12 protein-coding genes, 1 tRNA gene and 2 pseudogenes are annotated in these 17,482 nt (G+C 52.0%); 10 read left to right on the top strand and 5 right to left on the bottom strand.

Annotation, left to right across the window (positions count from 1 at the left end; all coding sequences use genetic code 11):
* Positions 1 to 75: 75 nt before the first annotated feature.
* Positions 76 to 151 (top strand) — tRNA-Ile (locus tag PS053_RS10840).
* A 56-nt stretch (positions 152 to 207) separates the two neighbouring features.
* Here the strand turns inward: PS053_RS10840 and PS053_RS10845 are convergent.
* Entirely contained in the window at positions 208 to 972 is a 765-nt protein-coding gene (locus PS053_RS10845; protein ID WP_256878817.1) for a siderophore-interacting protein, read from the bottom strand.
* 274 nt (positions 973 to 1,246) lie between these two features.
* Between PS053_RS10845 and nfeR the strand changes: the two genes are divergently transcribed.
* Positions 1,247 to 1,870: a DNA-binding transcriptional regulator NfeR gene (nfeR, locus tag PS053_RS10850; RefSeq protein WP_000018012.1), complete on the top strand. Its 624-nt coding sequence runs from the start codon at positions 1,247 to 1,249 to the stop codon at positions 1,868 to 1,870.
* A gap of 119 nt (positions 1,871 to 1,989) precedes the next feature.
* On the opposite strand, the pseudogene PS053_RS10855 reads toward nfeR, so the two are convergent.
* A pseudogene (locus tag PS053_RS10855) lies at positions 1,990 to 2,079 on the bottom strand (hypothetical protein); the annotation flags it as partial.
* 303 nt (positions 2,080 to 2,382) lie between these two features.
* Here PS053_RS10855 and ygjG point away from each other — a divergent pair.
* A complete protein-coding gene (ygjG, locus tag PS053_RS10860) occupies positions 2,383 to 3,762 on the top strand; it encodes a putrescine aminotransferase (protein ID WP_256878816.1) in 1,380 nt (459 codons plus the stop codon).
* Between the two features lie 44 nt (positions 3,763 to 3,806).
* Here the strand turns inward: ygjG and PS053_RS10865 are convergent, their stop codons facing one another.
* Positions 3,807 to 4,139: a tRNA-binding protein gene (locus tag PS053_RS10865; RefSeq protein WP_256878815.1), complete on the bottom strand. Its 333-nt coding sequence runs from the start codon at positions 4,137 to 4,139 to the stop codon at positions 3,807 to 3,809.
* 216 nt (positions 4,140 to 4,355) lie between these two features.
* Here PS053_RS10865 and ebgR point away from each other — a divergent pair, with 216 nt between their 5' ends.
* The 7 genes and pseudogenes from ebgR to fadH all read left to right on the top strand — a co-directional run bounded on the left by ebgR (position 4,356) and on the right by fadH (position 16,601).
* Positions 4,356 to 5,339 carry a transcriptional regulator EbgR gene (gene ebgR / locus PS053_RS10870; protein ID WP_000212431.1) on the top strand — a complete coding sequence of 328 codons (984 nt, stop codon included), beginning with the start codon at positions 4,356 to 4,358 and terminating at the stop codon, positions 5,337 to 5,339.
* 182 nt (positions 5,340 to 5,521) lie between these two features.
* Positions 5,522 to 8,614, top strand: a complete 3,093-nt coding sequence (ebgA, locus tag PS053_RS10875; RefSeq protein WP_059238183.1) for a beta-galactosidase subunit alpha — start codon at positions 5,522 to 5,524, stop codon at positions 8,612 to 8,614.
* Complete coding sequence (locus PS053_RS10880) at positions 8,611 to 9,060, top strand: beta-galactosidase subunit beta (RefSeq protein ID WP_001219956.1); 450 nt, start codon at positions 8,611 to 8,613, stop codon at positions 9,058 to 9,060. Before ebgA ends, PS053_RS10880 begins: the two co-directional genes overlap by 4 nt.
* A gap of 62 nt (positions 9,061 to 9,122) precedes the next feature.
* Positions 9,123 to 10,557: pseudogene (locus tag PS053_RS10885) on the top strand (amino acid permease).
* Between the two features lie 139 nt (positions 10,558 to 10,696).
* Entirely contained in the window at positions 10,697 to 11,767 is a 1,071-nt protein-coding gene (gene ygjJ / locus PS053_RS10890) for a protein YgjJ (RefSeq protein WP_000779376.1), read from the top strand.
* 16 nt (positions 11,768 to 11,783) lie between these two features.
* Positions 11,784 to 14,135: an alpha-glucosidase gene (gene ygjK, locus PS053_RS10895; protein WP_000695424.1), complete on the top strand. Its 2,352-nt coding sequence runs from the start codon at positions 11,784 to 11,786 to the stop codon at positions 14,133 to 14,135.
* Between the two features lie 447 nt (positions 14,136 to 14,582).
* Entirely contained in the window at positions 14,583 to 16,601 is a 2,019-nt protein-coding gene (gene fadH / locus PS053_RS10900; protein ID WP_256878814.1) for an NADPH-dependent 2,4-dienoyl-CoA reductase, read from the top strand.
* A gap of 89 nt (positions 16,602 to 16,690) precedes the next feature.
* Here fadH and higA read toward each other — a convergent pair whose 3' ends face one another.
* Entirely contained in the window at positions 16,691 to 17,107 is a 417-nt protein-coding gene (higA, locus tag PS053_RS10905; RefSeq protein WP_256878813.1) for a type II toxin-antitoxin system antitoxin HigA, read from the bottom strand.
* Entirely contained in the window at positions 17,104 to 17,418 is a 315-nt protein-coding gene (gene higB, locus PS053_RS10910; protein ID WP_000550189.1) for a type II toxin-antitoxin system toxin HigB, read from the bottom strand. The genes higA and higB overlap by 4 nt, the downstream gene beginning before the upstream one ends.
* Positions 17,419 to 17,482 lie beyond the last annotated feature (64 nt).

A 17,482-nucleotide genomic window follows, 5' to 3' on the forward strand; every position in this document is an offset into this window, starting at 1 on the left:
CATTGTTTATAAAAACAGCAGCCGCACGGTAATGGCTGGATCACGACACAGAGTTACTTTATAATCCGCTACCATGGCCCCTTAGCTCAGTGGTTAGAGCAGGCGACTCATAATCGCTTGGTCGCTGGTTCAAGTCCAGCAGGGGCCACCAGATACGGCAAAGGCTGACGAGAAATCGTCAGCCTTTCGTTTTTTCTTGCAGTTCAATCACTTCGCGTGCCAATAAGCCGCTGCGCGTACCCGCTGTGGATCGTATTGTTCCGCTTCAAAGCGACGGCTTAAATTCTTCACCACCTTTCCTTCGCCCGTGACCCAGATGAAGTAATCATCAGCAGGAATCGTCAGTTGCGCCAGACGCGCGTCTACCGCCTGTTCATCATGCGCCAGCCATTCGATATTAAAGCCTTCAAAATGCGCAAGATAATCCTGATAAGCGTTATCCCGCACACTGACCAGTGCGATAACTTGTGGTTTAACGGTAAGTTTGCTCAACGTCTCCAGACGACGACATAGTGCGGGCATCCCTGACTCATCGCAGACATACACCTGATACGTGTAATCCTCTGGCACCACCAGTGAACCGCGCGGCCCAGCCACCGTGAGTTTATCACCCGGTTGCGCCTGCATCGCCCAGCTGCTGGCGACACCACCGTCATGAATAAAGAAATCGATCGCCAGTTCATGGCGTTGTTCATCGTACAGCGGCGTATAGTCGCGAGAAGGAGGACGCGGTCCTTCCGGCCAGACAATCCCCTCTTCAGTTACCGTTGGCAGCACAAAGTGAGAGCCAGGTTGAGGAAAGAAGAGCTTGCTGTGATCGTCAAAGCCGCGCGACGTAAAACCCTCCAGCGCCTCATCGCCGAGGACAATGCGCTGAAAACCGGCGCTGATACGCTCAACGCGTAACACGGTTAATTCACGGAAGCGCAATTCATTGCGAACGCGCTGCGGGTAGCGGGGGGAGTTATTCATTGTTATCGCCTTCGTGATAGTAATCAGATATATCTAAACAAAATTTGTAAATGATAATGATTGTTAATCATGATAAATGCAAGCGATTTGTCGATGATATATCTGAAGTATGTGAAGACATTCAACATTGCAGCAAAGCTGCCGGATGCGGCGTGAACGCCTTATCTGGCCTACATACTGAGTTCATTTGCGTTTAAAAATCATTTTTGTACTTGCAGCAATGCTAACATCAGATATAAATTAGATATATCTAATTAAACAAAAGGAGGCTGACATGAGCCATCATCACGAAGGGTGTTGTAAACACGAAGGACAACCACGCCATGAAGGCTGCTGTAAAGGTGAGAAATCAGAACACGAGCACTGCGGGCACGGTCACCAGCATGAGCACGGCCAATGCTGTGGTGGTCGCCACGGTCGCGGCGGCGGTCGTCGGCAGCGTTTCTTTGGTCACGGTGAATTGCGTTTGGTGATTCTGGATATTCTCTCCCGCGATGACAGCCACGGTTACGAATTGATTAAGGCAATTGAGAATCTGACTCAGGGGAATTACACCCCAAGCCCGGGCGTTATTTATCCGACGCTGGATCTCCTCCAGGAACAATCGCTAATCACCATCCGCGAAGAAGAAGGCGGCAAGAAGCAGATTGCGCTGACTGAACAGGGTGCACAGTGGCTGGAAGAAAACCGCGAACAAGTGGAGATGATTGAAGAGCGAATCAAAGCGCGTTGCGTTGGCGCTGCGCTGCGCCAGAACCCGCAAATGAAGCGGGCGCTGGATAATTTTAAAGCGGTGCTGGACTTACGCGTCAACCAGAGCGATATCAGCGACGCACAGATAAAAAAGATCATTGCGGTGATCGACCGCGCCGCCTTTGATATCACACAACTGGACTAATCGCCGATTGCCGAATGCGGCATAAACCCCTTATCCGACCTGCACACCCCGTAGGCCGGATAAGATGCGCCAGCATCGCATCAGGCATTGTGTTCAAACGGCGACATCCGGCATACCGATTAATGCAGTACCGTCACCGCGTCTTCCAGTCGGCTGGTGCGGTGTTTTGCCCTCGCCGACACCGGCGCACTCTCTTCCACCAACAAAGCACAAAATCTAATTCATTGATTTAAAAAACTTTCACTACTGTAATTATACGGGGGCGTTAATTATCTTGCCCAAAAATCAGGCATTTATTGCCCTGAAAAAGTGTATTTGCGCAGCGAGCACCAAATCCATACCCGATAAAAGGCGTGCAAAACAACAGCAAATGCTAATAAATAGCATTAAATGTTGCGCAAATGATAACCAAATTTGTGTTTATCCCGATTTTCGCAATCGCAACCGGAGTGGCGCAATCCCTGCAATACTTAAATCGGTATCATGTGATACGCGAGCCTCTGGAGCATATTTTGAACAGGTTACCTTCGAGCGCATCGGCTTTAGCGTACAGCGCCCACGCCCTGAATCTCATTGAAAAGCGAACGCTGGATCATGAGGAGATGAAAGCACTTAACCGAGAAGTGATTGAATACTTCAAAGAACATGTCAATCCGGGGTTTTTAGAGTATCGCAAATCTGTTACTGCCGGCGGGGATTACGGAGCCGTAGAGTGGCAAGCGGGAGGTTTAAATACGCTTGTCGACACCCAGGGACAGGAGTTTATCGACTGCCTTGGCGGTTTTGGTATTTTCAACGTGGGGCACCGTAATCCAGTTGTGGTTTCCGCCGTACAGAATCAACTTGCGAAACAACCGCTGCACAGCCAGGAGCTGCTCGATCCGTTACGGGCGATGCTGGCGAAAACCCTTGCCGCGCTAACGCCCGGTAAACTGAAATACAGCTTCTTCTGCAATAGCGGCACCGAGTCCGTTGAAGCGGCGCTTAAACTGGCGAAGGCTTATCAGTCGCCGCGTGGCAAGTTTACTTTTATTGCCACCAGCGGCGCATTCCACGGCAAATCGCTTGGCGCACTGTCAGCCACGGCGAAATCGACTTTCCGAAAACCGTTTATGCCGCTGCTACCGGGGTTCCGTCATATACCGTTTGGCAATATCGAAGCCATGCGTACAGCGCTTAGCGAGTGCAAAAAAACCGGCGACGATGTAGCCGCGGTGATCCTCGAGCCGATTCAGGGCGAAGGTGGCGTTATTCTGCCGCCGCCGGGTTATCTCACCGCCGTGCGTAAGTTGTGCGACGAGTTCGGCGCATTGATGATCCTCGATGAAGTACAAACGGGCATGGGGCGCACAGGCAAGATGTTCGCCTGTGAGCATGAGAACGTTCAGCCGGATATCCTGTGCCTGGCGAAAGCGCTCGGCGGCGGCGTGATGCCGATTGGTGCGACCATCGCCACCGAAGAGGTGTTCTCCGTGCTGTTCGATAACCCGTTCCTGCATACCACGACCTTTGGCGGCAACCCGCTGGCCTGTGCGGCGGCGCTGGCGACCATCAATGTGTTGCTGGAGCAGAACTTACCGGCCCAGGCCGAGCAAAAAGGCGATATGTTGCTGGATGGTTTCCGTCAACTGGCGCGGGAATATCCCGATCTGGTGCAGGAAGCGCGCGGCAAAGGCATGTTGATGGCGATTGAGTTTGTGGACAACGAAATCGGCTACAACTTTGCCAGCGAAATGTTCCGTCAGCGCGTGCTGGTTGCCGGAACGCTCAACAATGCCAAAACTATCCGCATTGAACCCCCACTGACGCTGACGATTGAACAGTGTGAACTGGTGATCAAAGCGGCGCGTAAGGCGCTGGCTGCCATGCGCGTGAGTGTGGAAGAAGCGTAATACCGATGTCGGATGGCGATACGATGTCGCCATCCGCCATTTTCTTATACGATTCGTACGCCTGTCGGCATCATCCGTTCCGGCGTTAACAATACGCTTTCACTGCCGTCATCTGTTTCCGCGCACAGCAGCATGCATTCCGACGTTTCACCGCGCATTTTCGCTTTTTGCAGATTGCACAGCACCACCACCGTTTTACCCATCAACTCGTCTTCGCTGTAATGCGGTACCAGGCTGGTCACGGTTTGCAGCGTTCTTTCACCGACCTCGACCTGCACGATGTACAGCTTATCAGCGTTTTCATGGCGTTTAACTTCCACAATCTTTCCGACGCGCATTTCCAGACGCGCAAAATCGGCGTAAGACACAGTTTCCATCGTTTCCTCCTCAAGTAAAATTTTACTAAACTATAGCAAAAGTTTTTCTCTGTTCTGTACGCTAAAAATGGAGAATGCAGGAGCGATCACATTCATGAGCCGCTGTGTTAACGTTACAGCGTCAAAGAAACGCGCTTTATTTACTGAAAACAGGTGATCAGATAAGCACTTCCTCTACAATGAAGGCGCACATCAGGGAAAGTAAAAAAGGTAAACATGGCAACATTAAAAGACATTGCAATCGAAGCTGGCGTATCCCTGGCGACAGTATCCAGGGTCTTAAATGACGATCCAACGCTGAATGTGAAGGAAGAAACGAAGCATCGCATTCTGGAGATTGCTGAAAAGCTGGAGTACAAGACCAGCAGCGCCCGTAAAATCCAGCCCGGTGCCGTCAGCCAACACCATATTCTGGCCATCTATAGCTACCAGCAGGAGCTGGAGATCAACGATCCTTACTATCTGGCTATCCGCCACGGTATTGAAACTCAATGCGAAAAACTGGCAATCGAGTTGACCAACTGTTATGGACACAGCGGCTTGCCTGACATTAAAAACGTCACTGGCATTTTAATTGTCGGCAAACCTTCGCCAGCCCTACGCGCCGCGGCCTGCGCGTTGACCGACAATATCTGCTTTATCGACTTTCACGAACCCGGCAGCAGTTACGACGCCGTGGATATCGATCTGGCGCGTATCAGTAAAGAAATCATCGATTTCTATATTGCTCAGGGTGTTAATCGTATTGGTTTTATCGGCGGCGAAGACGAACCGGGCAAAGCGGATATTCGCGAGGCAGCGTTTGTCGAGTATGGTCGTCTCAAGCAAGTGGTGCGTGAAGAAGACATCTGGCGCGGTGGCTTTTCCAGTTCGTCGGGCTACGAACTGGCAAAGCAAATGCTGGCGCGGGAAGACTATCCGAAGGCGCTGTTTGTCGCTTCTGACTCCATCGCTATTGGCGTCTTACGGGCAATTCACGAACGTGGCCTGAACATCCCACAGGATATTTCGCTTATCAGCGTTAACGACATCCCCACCGCGCGTTTTACTTTTCCACCGCTCTCCACCGTGCGCATCCATTCCGAAATGATGGGAAGTCAGGGCGTCAACCTGGTATATGAAAAGGCCCGCGATGGCCGCGCGCTGCCGCTATTAGTCTTCGTTCCCAGCAAACTAAAACTGCGCGGCACAACCCGCTAAATCCCCTTACACGCTGTCCGGTAATCGTTGCTGCCGGACAGTGCTGTCGCTTATTTTCGTGATCCAGTTAAAGTAAATGCATTTACTCGCTATTTTTAGTAAAAATTTTACTAAACTCCCCAGTAATTACACAAACTACCATCACCATAAATGGTTCCGATTTCTCTCTACCGGGAGGCCCTATGAATCGCTGGGAAAACATTCAGCTCACCCACGAAAACCGACTGGCGCCGCGTGCGTACTTTTTTTCTTATGATTCTGTTGCGCAGGCGCGTACCTTCGCCCGCGAAACCAGTAGCCTGTTTCTGCCCTTAAGCGGTCAGTGGAATTTCCACTTTTTTGACCATCCGCTACAAGTGCCAGAAACCTTCACCTCTGAGCTAATGGCTGACTGGGGGCACATTACCGTTCCCGCCATGTGGCAAATGGAAGGCCACGGCAAACTGCAATATACCGACGAAGGTTTTCCGTTCCCTATCGATGTGCCGTTTGTTCCCAGCAATAACCCAACCGGTGCCTATCAGCGCATTTTCACTCTCAGCGACGGCTGGCAAGGCAAGCAGACACTGATTAAATTCGACGGCGTCGAAACCTATTTTGAAGTCTACGTGAACGGCCAATATGTCGGTTTCAGCAAGGGCAGTCGTCTGGCCGCAGAGTTTGACATCAGCGCGATGGTGAAAACCGGCGATAACCTGTTGTGTGTGCGCGTGATGCAGTGGGCGGATTCCACCTACGTGGAAGACCAGGATATGTGGTGGTCGGCGGGGATCTTCCGCGATGTTTATCTGGTCGGAAAACACCTAACGCATATTAACGACTTCACCGTGCGCACCGACTTTGACGAAGCCTATTGCGACGCTACTCTGTCCTGCGAAGTGGTACTGGAAAATCTCGCCGCCTCCCCTGCTATAACCACGCTGGAATATACTCTGTTTGATGGCGAGCGCGTGGTGCACAGCAGCGCTATTGCTCATCTGATGATTGAAAAACAGACCTGCGCCAGCTTTGCCTTTACCGTCGCACAGCCGCAGCAATGGTCGGCAGAGTCTCCTTATCTTTACCATCTGGTCATGACGCTGAAAGACGCCGACGGCAACGTTCTGGAAGTGGTGCCGCAACGCATCGGCTTTCGAGATATCAAAGTGCGCGACGGTCTGTTCTGGATCAATAACCGTTATGTGATGCTGCACGGCGTCAACCGCCACGACAACGATCATCGCAAAGGCCGCGCCGTTGGAATGGATCGCGTCGAGAAAGATCTCCAGTTGATGAAGCAGCACAACATCAACTCTGTGCGTACCGCTCACTACCCGAACGATCCGCGTTTTTACGAACTGTGCGACATCTACGGTCTGTTTGTGATGGCGGAAACCGACGTCGAGTCGCACGGCTTTGCTAACGTCGGCGATATCAGCCGTATTACCGACGATCCGCAGTGGGAAAACGTCTACGTCGAGCGTATCGTTCGCCATATTCATGCGCAGAAAAACCATCCGTCGATCATCATCTGGTCGCTGGGCAATGAATCCGGCTATGGCTGTAACATCCGCGCGATGTACCATGCGGCGAAGGCGCTGGATGACACGCGACTGGTGCATTACGAAGAAGATCGCGATGCTGAAGTGGTCGATATTATTTCCACCATGTACACCCGCGTGCCGCTGATGAATGAGTTTGGTGAATACCCGCATCCCAAGCCGCGCATCATCTGCGAATACGCTCATGCGATGGGGAACGGACCTGGTGGGCTGACGGAGTACCAGAACGTTTTCTATAAGCACGATTGCATTCAGGGACATTATGTCTGGGAGTGGTGCGACCACGGGATCCAGGCGCAGGATGACAACGGCAATGTCTGGTATAAATTCGGCGGCGATTACGGCGACTATCCCAACAATTATAACTTCTGCCTTGATGGTTTGATCTATTCCGATCAGACGCCGGGACCGGGTCTGAAAGAGTACAAACAGGTTATCGCGCCAGTGAAAGTTCACGCGCTGGATCTGACCCGCGGCGAGTTAAAAGTAGAAAATAAACTGTGGTTTACCACGCTTGATGACTACACCCTGCACGTAGATGTGCGCGCCGAAGGCGAAACGCTCGCGACGCAGCAGATTAAACTGCGCAACGTTGCGCCAAACAGCGAAGCGCCATTGCATATTACGCTGCCGCAACTGGACACCCGTGAAGCGTTCCTCAACATTATGGTGACCAAAGATTCCCGCACCCGCTACAGCGAAGCCGGGCATCATATCGCTACATATCAGTTCCCGTTAAAGGAAAACACTGCGCAGCCAGTGCCTTTCACACCGAACAACGCTCGCCCTCTAACGCTGGAAGACGATCGTTTGAGCTGCACCGTTTGCGGCTACAACTTCGCGATCACCTTCTCAAAATTAACGGGCAAACCGACGTCATGGCAGGTGAATGGCGAATCGCTGCTGACTCGCGAGCCGAAGATCAACTTCTTCAAGCCGATGATCGACAACCACAAGCAGGAGTACGAAGGGCTGTGGCAGCCGAATCATTTGCAGATTATGCAGGAACATCTGCGCGACTTTGCCGTTGAACAGAGCGATGGCGAAGTGTTGATCATCTGCCGCACGGTGATTGCCCCACCGGTGTTTGACTTCGGAATGCGCTGCACCTACATCTGGCGCATCGCTGCCGATGGCCAGGTTAACGTGGCGCTTTCCGGCGAACGTTACGGCGACTATCCGCACATCATTCCGTGCATCGGTTTCACCATGGGGATTAACGGCGAATACGACCAGGTGGCGTACTACGGACGCGGGCCGGGCGAAAACTATGCTGACAGCCAGCAAGCCAACATTATCGATATCTGGCGCAGTAACGTCGATGCGATGTTCGAGAACTATCCGTTCCCACAGAACAACGGCAACCGTCAGCATGTACGTTGGGCGACGCTCACTAATCGCCACGGCAGCGGCCTGCTGGTGGTTCCGCAGCGCCCAATTAACTTCAGCGCCTGGCACTACACCCAGGAGAACATCCACGCCGCCCAGCACTGCAACGAGCTGCAGCGTAGTGATGACATCACCCTGAATCTTGACGATCAGTTGCTCGGCCTCGGCTCCAACTCCTGGGGCAGCGAAGTGCTGGACTCCTGGCGCGTCTGGTTCCGTGATTTCAGCTACGGCTTTACGTTGTTGCCGATTTCTGGCGGGGAAGCTACCGCGCAAAGCCTGGCGTCGCATGAGTTCGGCGCAGGGTTCTTTTCTACAAATTTGCACAGCGAGAATAAGCAATGAGGATCATCGATAACTTAGAACAGTTCCGCCAGATTTATGCCTCTGGTAAAAAGTGGCAACGTTGCGTTGAAGCGATTGAAAATATCGACAACATTCAGCCTGGCGTCGCCCACTCCATCGGTGACTCATTGACTTACCGCGTGGAGACAGACTCCGCGACCGATGCGCTATTTACCGGGCATCGACGCTATTTTGAAGTGCATTACTACCTGCAAGGGCAACAAAAGATCGAATATGCGCCGAAAGAGACATTACAGGTAGTGGAATATTATCGCGATGAAACTGATCGTGAATATTTAAAAGGCTGCGGAGAAACCGTTGAGGTCCACGAAGGGCAAATCGTTATTTGCGATAACCATGAAGCATATCGGTTTATCTGCAATAACGCGGTCAAAAAAGTGGTCCTCAAAGTTACCATCGAAGATGGTTATTTCCATAACAAATAACAACTACGGCGGCATAAGGAGTTTGCCGCCACCGCTACCCTACTCATTTTCGGAGATGTGTTATGTCTGATACCAAACGTAATACAATTGGCAAATTTGGCTTGCTCTCGCTGACTTTTGCCGCCGTTTACAGCTTTAACAACGTTATCAATAATAATATTGAGCTTGGACTGGCCTCGGCGCCAATGTTTTTCCTCGCAACGATTTTTTATTTTATTCCCTTCTGTCTGATCATCGCAGAATTTGTCTCGTTAAATAAAAACTCAGAAGCTGGTGTCTACGCGTGGGTAAAAAGTTCGCTGGGCGGGCGTTGGGCATTTATTACTGCCTATACCTACTGGTTCGTAAACCTGTTCTTTTTCACCTCGCTGTTACCGCGCGTTATTGCTTACGCTTCATATGCCTTCCTCGGCTACGAATATATTATGACGCCGGTTGCCACCACTATTATCAGTATGGTGCTGTTCGCCTTCTCTACCTGGGTTTCTACCAACGGGGCGAAAATGCTGGGGCCAATCACCTCTGTCACCTCAACGCTGATGCTGCTATTAACACTCTCCTACATTTTACTGGCAGGAACAGCACTGGTTGGCGGCGTGCAACCTGCGGACCCCATCACCGTTGACGCGATGATCCCGAACTTTAACTGGGCATTCCTCGGCATTACCACCTGGATCTTTATGGCCGCAGGTGGTGCGGAGTCCGTCGCGGTGTACGTTAACGACGTCAAAGGTGGTTCGAAATCGTTCGTTAAAGTGATCATCCTCGCCGGGATTTTCATTGGCGTGCTGTACTCCGTCTCCTCGGTGTTGATTAACGTTTTTGTCAGCAGCAAAGAGTTGAAGTTTACCGGTGGATCGGTGCAAGTATTCCACGGCATGGCGGCGTATTTTGGTCTGCCGGAAGCGTTGATGAATCGCTTTGTCGGTCTGGTGTCCTTTACCGCGATGTTCGGTTCCCTGCTGATGTGGACCGCAACGCCGGTGAAAATTTTCTTCTCCGAAATCCCGGAAGGTATCTTTGGTAAGAAAACCGTCGAACTGAACGAAAACGGCGTTCCGGCGCGCGCGGCATGGATCCAGTTCCTGATTGTCATCCCGCTGATGATTATCCCGATGCTCGGTTCCAATACCGTGCAGGATCTAATGAATACCATTATTAATATGACTGCCGCAGCGTCCATGCTTCCGCCGTTATTCATCATGCTGGCTTATCTGAATTTACGTGCCAAATTAGATCACCTGCCACGCGATTTCCGCATGGGCTCCCGTCGTACCGGAATTATTATCGTTTCGATGCTGATTGCGATATTTACCGTAGGGTTTGTCGCTTCTACTTTCCCGACCGGCGGCAATATTATGACTATCATTTTTTATAACGTCGGCGGTATCGTTATCTTCCTCGGCTTTGCATGGTGGAAATACAGTAAATATATAAAAGGATTAACGGCTGCAGAGCAGCCATATTGAAGCATCTCCCGCCAGCAATGTTGAATAATCAGACTGATAAAAAATGAGTAGGGACTTCCCCTCTTCCTGAAAGGAAGAGGGAGAAAAGTATCCGCTTTTGTATTTTTTCATTATTTATTACACCGATAAAAGGCTGTATTTTTTTCTTTAGCTCATGGACTAACATAATGAAATTAACCAGTGCACCATGCAGAGCATTACTTGCTCTGCCATTTTGCTACGCTTTTTCTGCGATTGGCGAAGAGATTCGCCCAGCAGAACATGACGACACCAAAACGCCCGTTATTACCTCGCCATCTTCTCCTTCGTTTCGTTTTTACGGCGAATTAGGGGTTGGCGGATATATGGATTTAGAGGGTGAAAATAAACATAAATACAGCGACGGCACCTATATTGAAGGCGGTCTGGAGATGAAATATGGCGCCTGGTTTGGTCTGATTTATGGTGAAGGCTGGACCGTGCAAGCCGATCACGACGGCAATGCCTGGGTGCCCGATCATAGTTGGGGCGGTTTTGAAGGAGGGATTAACCGTTTCTATGGCGGTTATCGTACCAACGATGGCACCGAAATCATGTTGAGCCTGCGTCAGGATTCCTCGCTGGATGATCTGCAATGGTGGGGCGATTTTACACCCGATCTGGGCTACGTCATTCCCAATACCCGCGACATTATGACCGCGCTGAAGGTGCAAAACTTAACCGGAAACTTCCGCTATAGCGTCACCGCTACCCCTGCCGGACATCATGACGAAAGCAAAGCCTGGCTGCATTTCGGCAAATACGATCGCTACGACGACAAATACACCTATCCGGCAATGATGAACGGTTACATCCAGTATGATCTCGCCGAAGGTATCACCTGGATGAACGGTCTGGAAATTACCGACGGCACAGGACAACTCTATCTTACTGGTCTGCTTACCCCTAACTTCGCCGCCCGCGCCTGGCACCATACCGGACGCGCCGACGGACTGGACGTACCGGGAAGTGAAAGTGGGATGATGGTGAGCGCCATGTATGAAGCGTTAAAGGGTGTTTATCTCTCCACCGCTTACACCTACGCCAAACATCGTCCTGACCACGCAGAGGATGAAACTACCTCCTTTATGCAGTTTGGTATCTGGTACGAATACGGCGGCGGACGTTTCGCTACGGCTTTCGACAGTCGCTTCTACATGAAAAATGCATCTCACGATCCCAGCGACCAACTCTTCCTGATGCAATATTTTTACTGGTAATAAGGACAGTAACCTCATGAAAATCAAAACCATTTTAACGCCATTAGCCTGTGCTCTGCTGATGAGTTTTTCCGCCCATGCCGCTAACGCTGACAATTATAAAAACGTGATTAACCGTACCGGCGCGCCGCAGTACATGAAAGATTACGATTACGACGACCACCAGCGTTTCAACCCATTTTTTGATCTCGGTGCCTGGCATGGTCATCTGTTGCCAGATGGCCCGAACACCATGGGCGGTTTTCCGGGCGTTGCGCTGCTGACAGAAGAGTACATCAACTTTATGGCCAGTAATTTCGATCGCCTGACCGTCTGGCAAGACGGCAAGAAAGTTGACTTCACGCTGGAGGCGTACAGTATTCCCGGCGCGCTGGTGCAAAAGTTGATATCGAAAGATGTACAGGTCGAAATGACTCTGCGCTTCGCCACGCCGCGCACATCACTACTGGAAACCAAAATCACCAGCGATAAACCGCTGGATCTGGTGTGGGATGGCGAACTGCTGGAAAAACTGGAAGCGAAAGAAGGGAAACCACTTTCCGATAAAACCATTGCTGGCGAGTACCCTGACTATCAGCGCAAAATCAGCGCCACTCGTGATGGCCTGAAAGTCACCTTTGGCAAAGTGCGCGCCACCTGGGATCTGCTGACTTCCGGCGAATCGGAATATCAGGTGCATAAATCATTACCGATGCAGACTGAAATCAACGGTAATCGCTTTACCAGTAAGGCGCATATCAACGGTTCAACGACGCTCTACACCACCTACTCCCACCTGCTGACTGCCCAGGAAGTTAGCAAAGAACAGATGCAAATCCGCGATATTCTGGCGCGTCCGGCGTTTTATCTCACCGCCTCACAGCAACGCTGGGAAGAGTATCTGAAGAAAGGATTAACTAACCCGGATGCAACGCCGGAGCAGACGCGCGTCGCGGTGAAAGCGATCGAAACCCTCAACGGTAACTGGCGCTCGCCTGGCGGTGCGGTGAAATATAACACTGTCACGCCGTCGGTAACCGGGCGTTGGTTCTCCGGCAACCAGACCTGGCCGTGGGATACCTGGAAGCAAGCATCTGCGATGGCGCACTTCAACCCGGATATCGCCAAAGAGAATATTCGCGCGGTCTTCTCCTGGCAGATCCAGCCTGGCGACGCGGTGCGTCCACAGGATGTGGGATTTGTGCCGGACCTGATTGCGTGGAACCTTAGCCCCGAGCGTGGCGGCGATGGCGGCAACTGGAACGAACGTAACACTAAACCCAGCCTTGCCGCCTGGTCGGTGATGGAAGTGTACAACGTCACTCAGGACAAAGCCTGGCTGGCAGAGATGTACCCGAAACTGGTGGCCTATCACGACTGGTGGTTACGTAACCGCGATCACAACGGTAACGGCGTGCCGGAATATGGCGCAACCCGCGATAAAGCCCACAACACTGAGAACGGCGAAATGCTGTTTACGGTGAAAAAAGGCGACAAAGAAGAGACGCTGTCTGGGCTGAACAACTACGCTCGCGTGGTGGAGAAAGGCCAGTATGACAGTCTGGAAATTCCGGCACAGGTTGCCGCATCGTGGGAATCGGGTCGTGATGATGCCGCCGTTTTTGGTTTTATCGACAAAGAACAACTGGACAAATATGTCGCAAGCGGCGGTAAACGTAGCGACTGGACGGTGAAATTCGCCGAGAACCGCAGCCAGGACGGAACATTGCTGGGCTACTCGCTATTGCAGGAATCGGTGGATCAGGCCAGCTACATGTACAGCGACAACCATTATCTGGCCGAGATGGCGAAAATCCTCGGCAAACCCGAAGAAGCCAAACGTTATCGCCAGTTGGCAGTACAGCTCGCAGATTACATCAATACTTGTATGTTCGACCCGGCCACACAGTTCTACTATGACATACGCATTGAAGATAAACCGTTAGCGAACGGCTGCGCGGGCAAGCCGATTGTCGAACGAGGTAAAGGACCGGAAGGCTGGTCGCCGCTGTTTAACGGTGCAGCAACGCAGGCCAACGCCGACGCGGTGGTGAAGGTGATGCTGGATCCAAAAGAGTTCAACACCTTTGTCCCGCTGGGAACGGCAGCGTTAACCAACCCGGCCTTTGGCGCGGATATCTACTGGCGCGGGCGCGTATGGGTGGATCAGTTCTGGTTTGGTCTGAAAGGGATGGAGCGTTACGGTTATCGCGATGATGCCCTGAAACTGGCGGATACGTTCTTCCGACACGCCAAAGGGTTAACCGCCGATGGTCCGATTCAGGAGAATTACAACCCGCTCACTGGCGCGCAGCAAGGCGCACCAAATTTCTCCTGGAGTGCCGCGCATTTGTATATGTTGTATAACGATTTTTTCCGTAAGCAGTAATTTGCAACGGCTGGCGGATGCGGCGTGAACGCCTTATCCGCCCTACATGTGCTACATGTGCAATCCCCCAGTTCCCCAGGCCGGATAAGACGCGGCAGGCGTCGCATCCGGCGTTTGCACCGCGCCACTGGCGGAGGCAGCGTAAACACCTTATCCGCCCCGCATGTGCGTTCCGTAGGCCGGATAAGACGCGGCAAGCGTCGCATCCGGCGTCTGCACCGCGCACTGCGGAGGCAGCGTAAACACCTTATCCGCCCTACATGTGCAATCCCCCAGTTCCGTAGACCGGATAAGACGCGTCAAGCGTCGCATCCGGCGTTACCACCGGGTGTATTCTTTTTGAATCCCATCACAAACCCCGCATTCCCCTTTTCCCTTTTCTCCGGCGATGGCTAAATTAGAACTCATCCGACTACATAACAATTATTTTACATACTGGACAATCTTATGAGCTATCCGTCACTGTTCGCCCCGCTTGATTTAGGCTTCACCACATTAAAGAACCGTGTGCTGATGGGCTCAATGCACACCGGACTGGAGGAATACCCGGACGGTGCGGAACGGCTGGCGGCGTTTTATGCTGAACGCGCCCGTCACGGCGTGGCGCTGATTGTCAGCGGCGGCATTGCCCCAGATTTAACAGGCGTTGGCATGGAAGGCGGCGCAATGCTTAACGACGCCAGCCAGATCCCGCACCATCGCACCATTACTGAAGCGGTACATCAGGAAGGCGGCAAAATTGCCCTGCAAATTTTGCATACCGGGCGCTATAGCTACCAGCCGCATCTGGTTGCGCCCTCCGCATTGCAGGCCCCCATCAACCGCTTTGTTCCCCATGAACTGACCCACGAAGAGATCCTGCGACTGATCGACGACTTCGCCCGCTGCGCACAACTGGCGCGAGAAGCAGGATACGATGGCGTAGAGGTAATGGGTTCCGAAGGGTATTTGATCAACGAGTTCCTTACCCTGCACACCAACCAGCGTAGCGACCAATGGGGCGGCGATTACCCTAACCGGATGCGGTTTGCCGTTGAAGTGGTGCGTACAGTACGCGAGCGCGTCGGCAACGACTTTATTATTATCTATCGCCTGTCAATGCTCGACCTGGTCGAAGGCGGCGGGACTTTTAGCGAAACGGTAGAACTGGCGCAGGCCATTGAAGCGGCGGGTGCAACCATTATCAATACTGGAATAGGCTGGCATGAAGCGCGGATTCCGACCATCGCCACCCCCGTGCCGCGCGGCGCATTTAGCTGGGTCACACGCAAACTGAAAGGCCACGTCTCGCTACCACTGGTGACCACCAACCGGATTAACGATCCGCAGATTGCCGACGATATTCTCTCCCGTGGCGATGCGGACATGGTGTCAATGGCGCGACCATTTCTCGCCGATGCGGAACTGTTATCAAAAGCGCGATCGGGACGAGCGGATGAGATCAACACCTGCATCGGCTGCAATCAGGCCTGCCTGGATCAGATCTTCGTCGGTAACGTCACCTCGTGCCTGGTAAATCCTCGCGCCTGCCATGAAACCAAAATGCCGATCCTTCCCGCCGTGCAGAAAAAAAATCTGGCGGTGGTCGGTGCGGGTCCTGCGGGACTGGCGTTTGCCATTAACGCGGCAGCACGTGGACATCAGGTAACGCTGTTTGATACTCACGGTGAGATCGGTGGGCAGTTCAACATTGCCAAACAGATCCCCGGTAAAGAGGAGTTCTACGAAACACTACGTTACTACCGCCGAATGATCGAAGTGACCGGAGTAACGCTCAAACTTAATCACACTGTGACAGCGGATCAATTACAGATGTTCGATGAAACGATCCTCGCCAGCGGGATCGTACCGCGCGTTCCGCCCATCGACGGGATCGATCATCCAAAGGTGCTGAGTTACCTCGATGTACTGCGCGACAAAGCGCCGGTAGGCAACAAAATCGCCATCATCGGTTGTGGCGGTATTGGTTTTGATACGGCGATGTATTTGAGTCAGCCAGGGGAGTCCACCAGCCAAAATATCGCCGAGTTCTGTAATGAGTGGGGGATCGACAGCAGCCTGCAACAGGCCGGAGGTTTAAGTCCGCAAGGCATGCAGATCCCGCGTAGCCCACGGCAAATTGTGATGCTCCAGCGCAAAACCAGCAAACCAGGGCAAGGGTTAGGCAAAACGACGGGCTGGATCCATCGCACCACTCTGCTCTCGCGCGGCGTGAAAATGATCCCTGGCGTAAGCTATCAAAAGATCGATGATGATGGATTACACGTGGTGATCAACGGCGAAACGCAGGTATTCGCCGTTGATCATGTGGTGATCTGCGCGGGACAAGAGCCAAACCGCACGCTGGCACAACCGCTGATTGATAGTGGGAAAACCGTGCATTTAATCGGTGGCTGCGATGTGGCAATGGAACTGGACGCGCGGCGAGCGATAGCGCAGGGAACACAGCTTGCACTGGAGATTTAAATCGTGCATTGAAGTACCGGATCCGGCCTGAGAGTAACGTGCTGAACGTAGGCCGGATAAGGCGCTCACGCCGCATCCGGCAGGTGGCATTAATCAATAAACAACGCAGGGGAAATGCCGAATCGCGCTGCCAGTTTTTTAGCGTGTTCCAGCGTTAATTTTCTCTTCCCGTTCAAAACGCGTGATACCATGGATTTACTGCCAATTTCTGGAAGATCGGAAAGGGTTAAGCCGTATTGATCCATCAGGGTACGAATCACAGCAACACCGCCAGACATGGCTTGAACCATCGCATTAAATTCAGCAAATTCGGGCGCTGATTCTTCCCACGCGGTTATTTTGGCACACACCAGATCCAGCAAGGGATTTTCAGGATCGTTGAGCAGCAGATGATCTACCAGTTCCAGCGCCTGGGCATACTGTTCTTCGCTCTGGATACCCGCCAGAAAAGGTGCCACATCGGTTAGCTTTTCTCCTGCTTGCAAGATATCGGCAATCGCAATCATTTTTTCCCCTTAGTACGATGAACAGCGGTAAAGAAATCGTATTCTTTGTGCGTCATAACTTCACGTATGTAGCACTTTTGCGATTCAAAAAAGACCATTGCTACAACACGTAATTCATTGCCCCCGACATTGAAAACATAATGCTTATCCAGATATTTGAAGTTATCCAGAGATGGGAACACTGCTTTTAATGACTCAGGTTTTTTGAAGTATCCCTTAGCAATCGTGTTCCCCAGTGCCACCAACTCCGTTTTATGCTGCGGATATTTTTCCGCTGCATCTTTCAATGCTTTTTGAGTGATCAGGTGCATTCTTCATCAAGTCCGTTGACAAATTGGCAATATGATAACATCCGTTGACAGATTGGCAACGGAT

The sequence above is a fragment of the Escherichia albertii genome (genome assembly GCF_028622335.1).
GTDB lineage: Bacteria > Pseudomonadota > Gammaproteobacteria > Enterobacterales > Enterobacteriaceae > Escherichia > Escherichia albertii.

Coding starts and splice junctions, on each gene's coding strand:
- higA (WP_256878813.1), bottom strand. CDS start 17,107: ATGATTGCGATTGCCGATATCTTGCAAGCAGGAGAAAAGCTAACCGAT.
- higB (WP_000550189.1), bottom strand. CDS start 17,418: ATGCACCTGATCACTCAAAAAGCATTGAAAGATGCAGCGGAAAAATAT.
- PS053_RS10880 (WP_001219956.1), top strand. CDS start 8,611: ATGAGGATCATCGATAACTTAGAACAGTTCCGCCAGATTTATGCCTCT.
- PS053_RS10865 (WP_256878815.1), bottom strand. CDS start 4,139: ATGGAAACTGTGTCTTACGCCGATTTTGCGCGTCTGGAAATGCGCGTC.
- ygjJ (WP_000779376.1), top strand. CDS start 10,697: ATGAAATTAACCAGTGCACCATGCAGAGCATTACTTGCTCTGCCATTT.
- PS053_RS10845 (WP_256878817.1), bottom strand. CDS start 972: ATGAATAACTCCCCCCGCTACCCGCAGCGCGTTCGCAATGAATTGCGC.
- ebgA (WP_059238183.1), top strand. CDS start 5,522: ATGAATCGCTGGGAAAACATTCAGCTCACCCACGAAAACCGACTGGCG.
- ygjK (WP_000695424.1), top strand. CDS start 11,784: ATGAAAATCAAAACCATTTTAACGCCATTAGCCTGTGCTCTGCTGATG.
- ebgR (WP_000212431.1), top strand. CDS start 4,356: ATGGCAACATTAAAAGACATTGCAATCGAAGCTGGCGTATCCCTGGCG.
- nfeR (WP_000018012.1), top strand. CDS start 1,247: ATGAGCCATCATCACGAAGGGTGTTGTAAACACGAAGGACAACCACGC.
- fadH (WP_256878814.1), top strand. CDS start 14,583: ATGAGCTATCCGTCACTGTTCGCCCCGCTTGATTTAGGCTTCACCACA.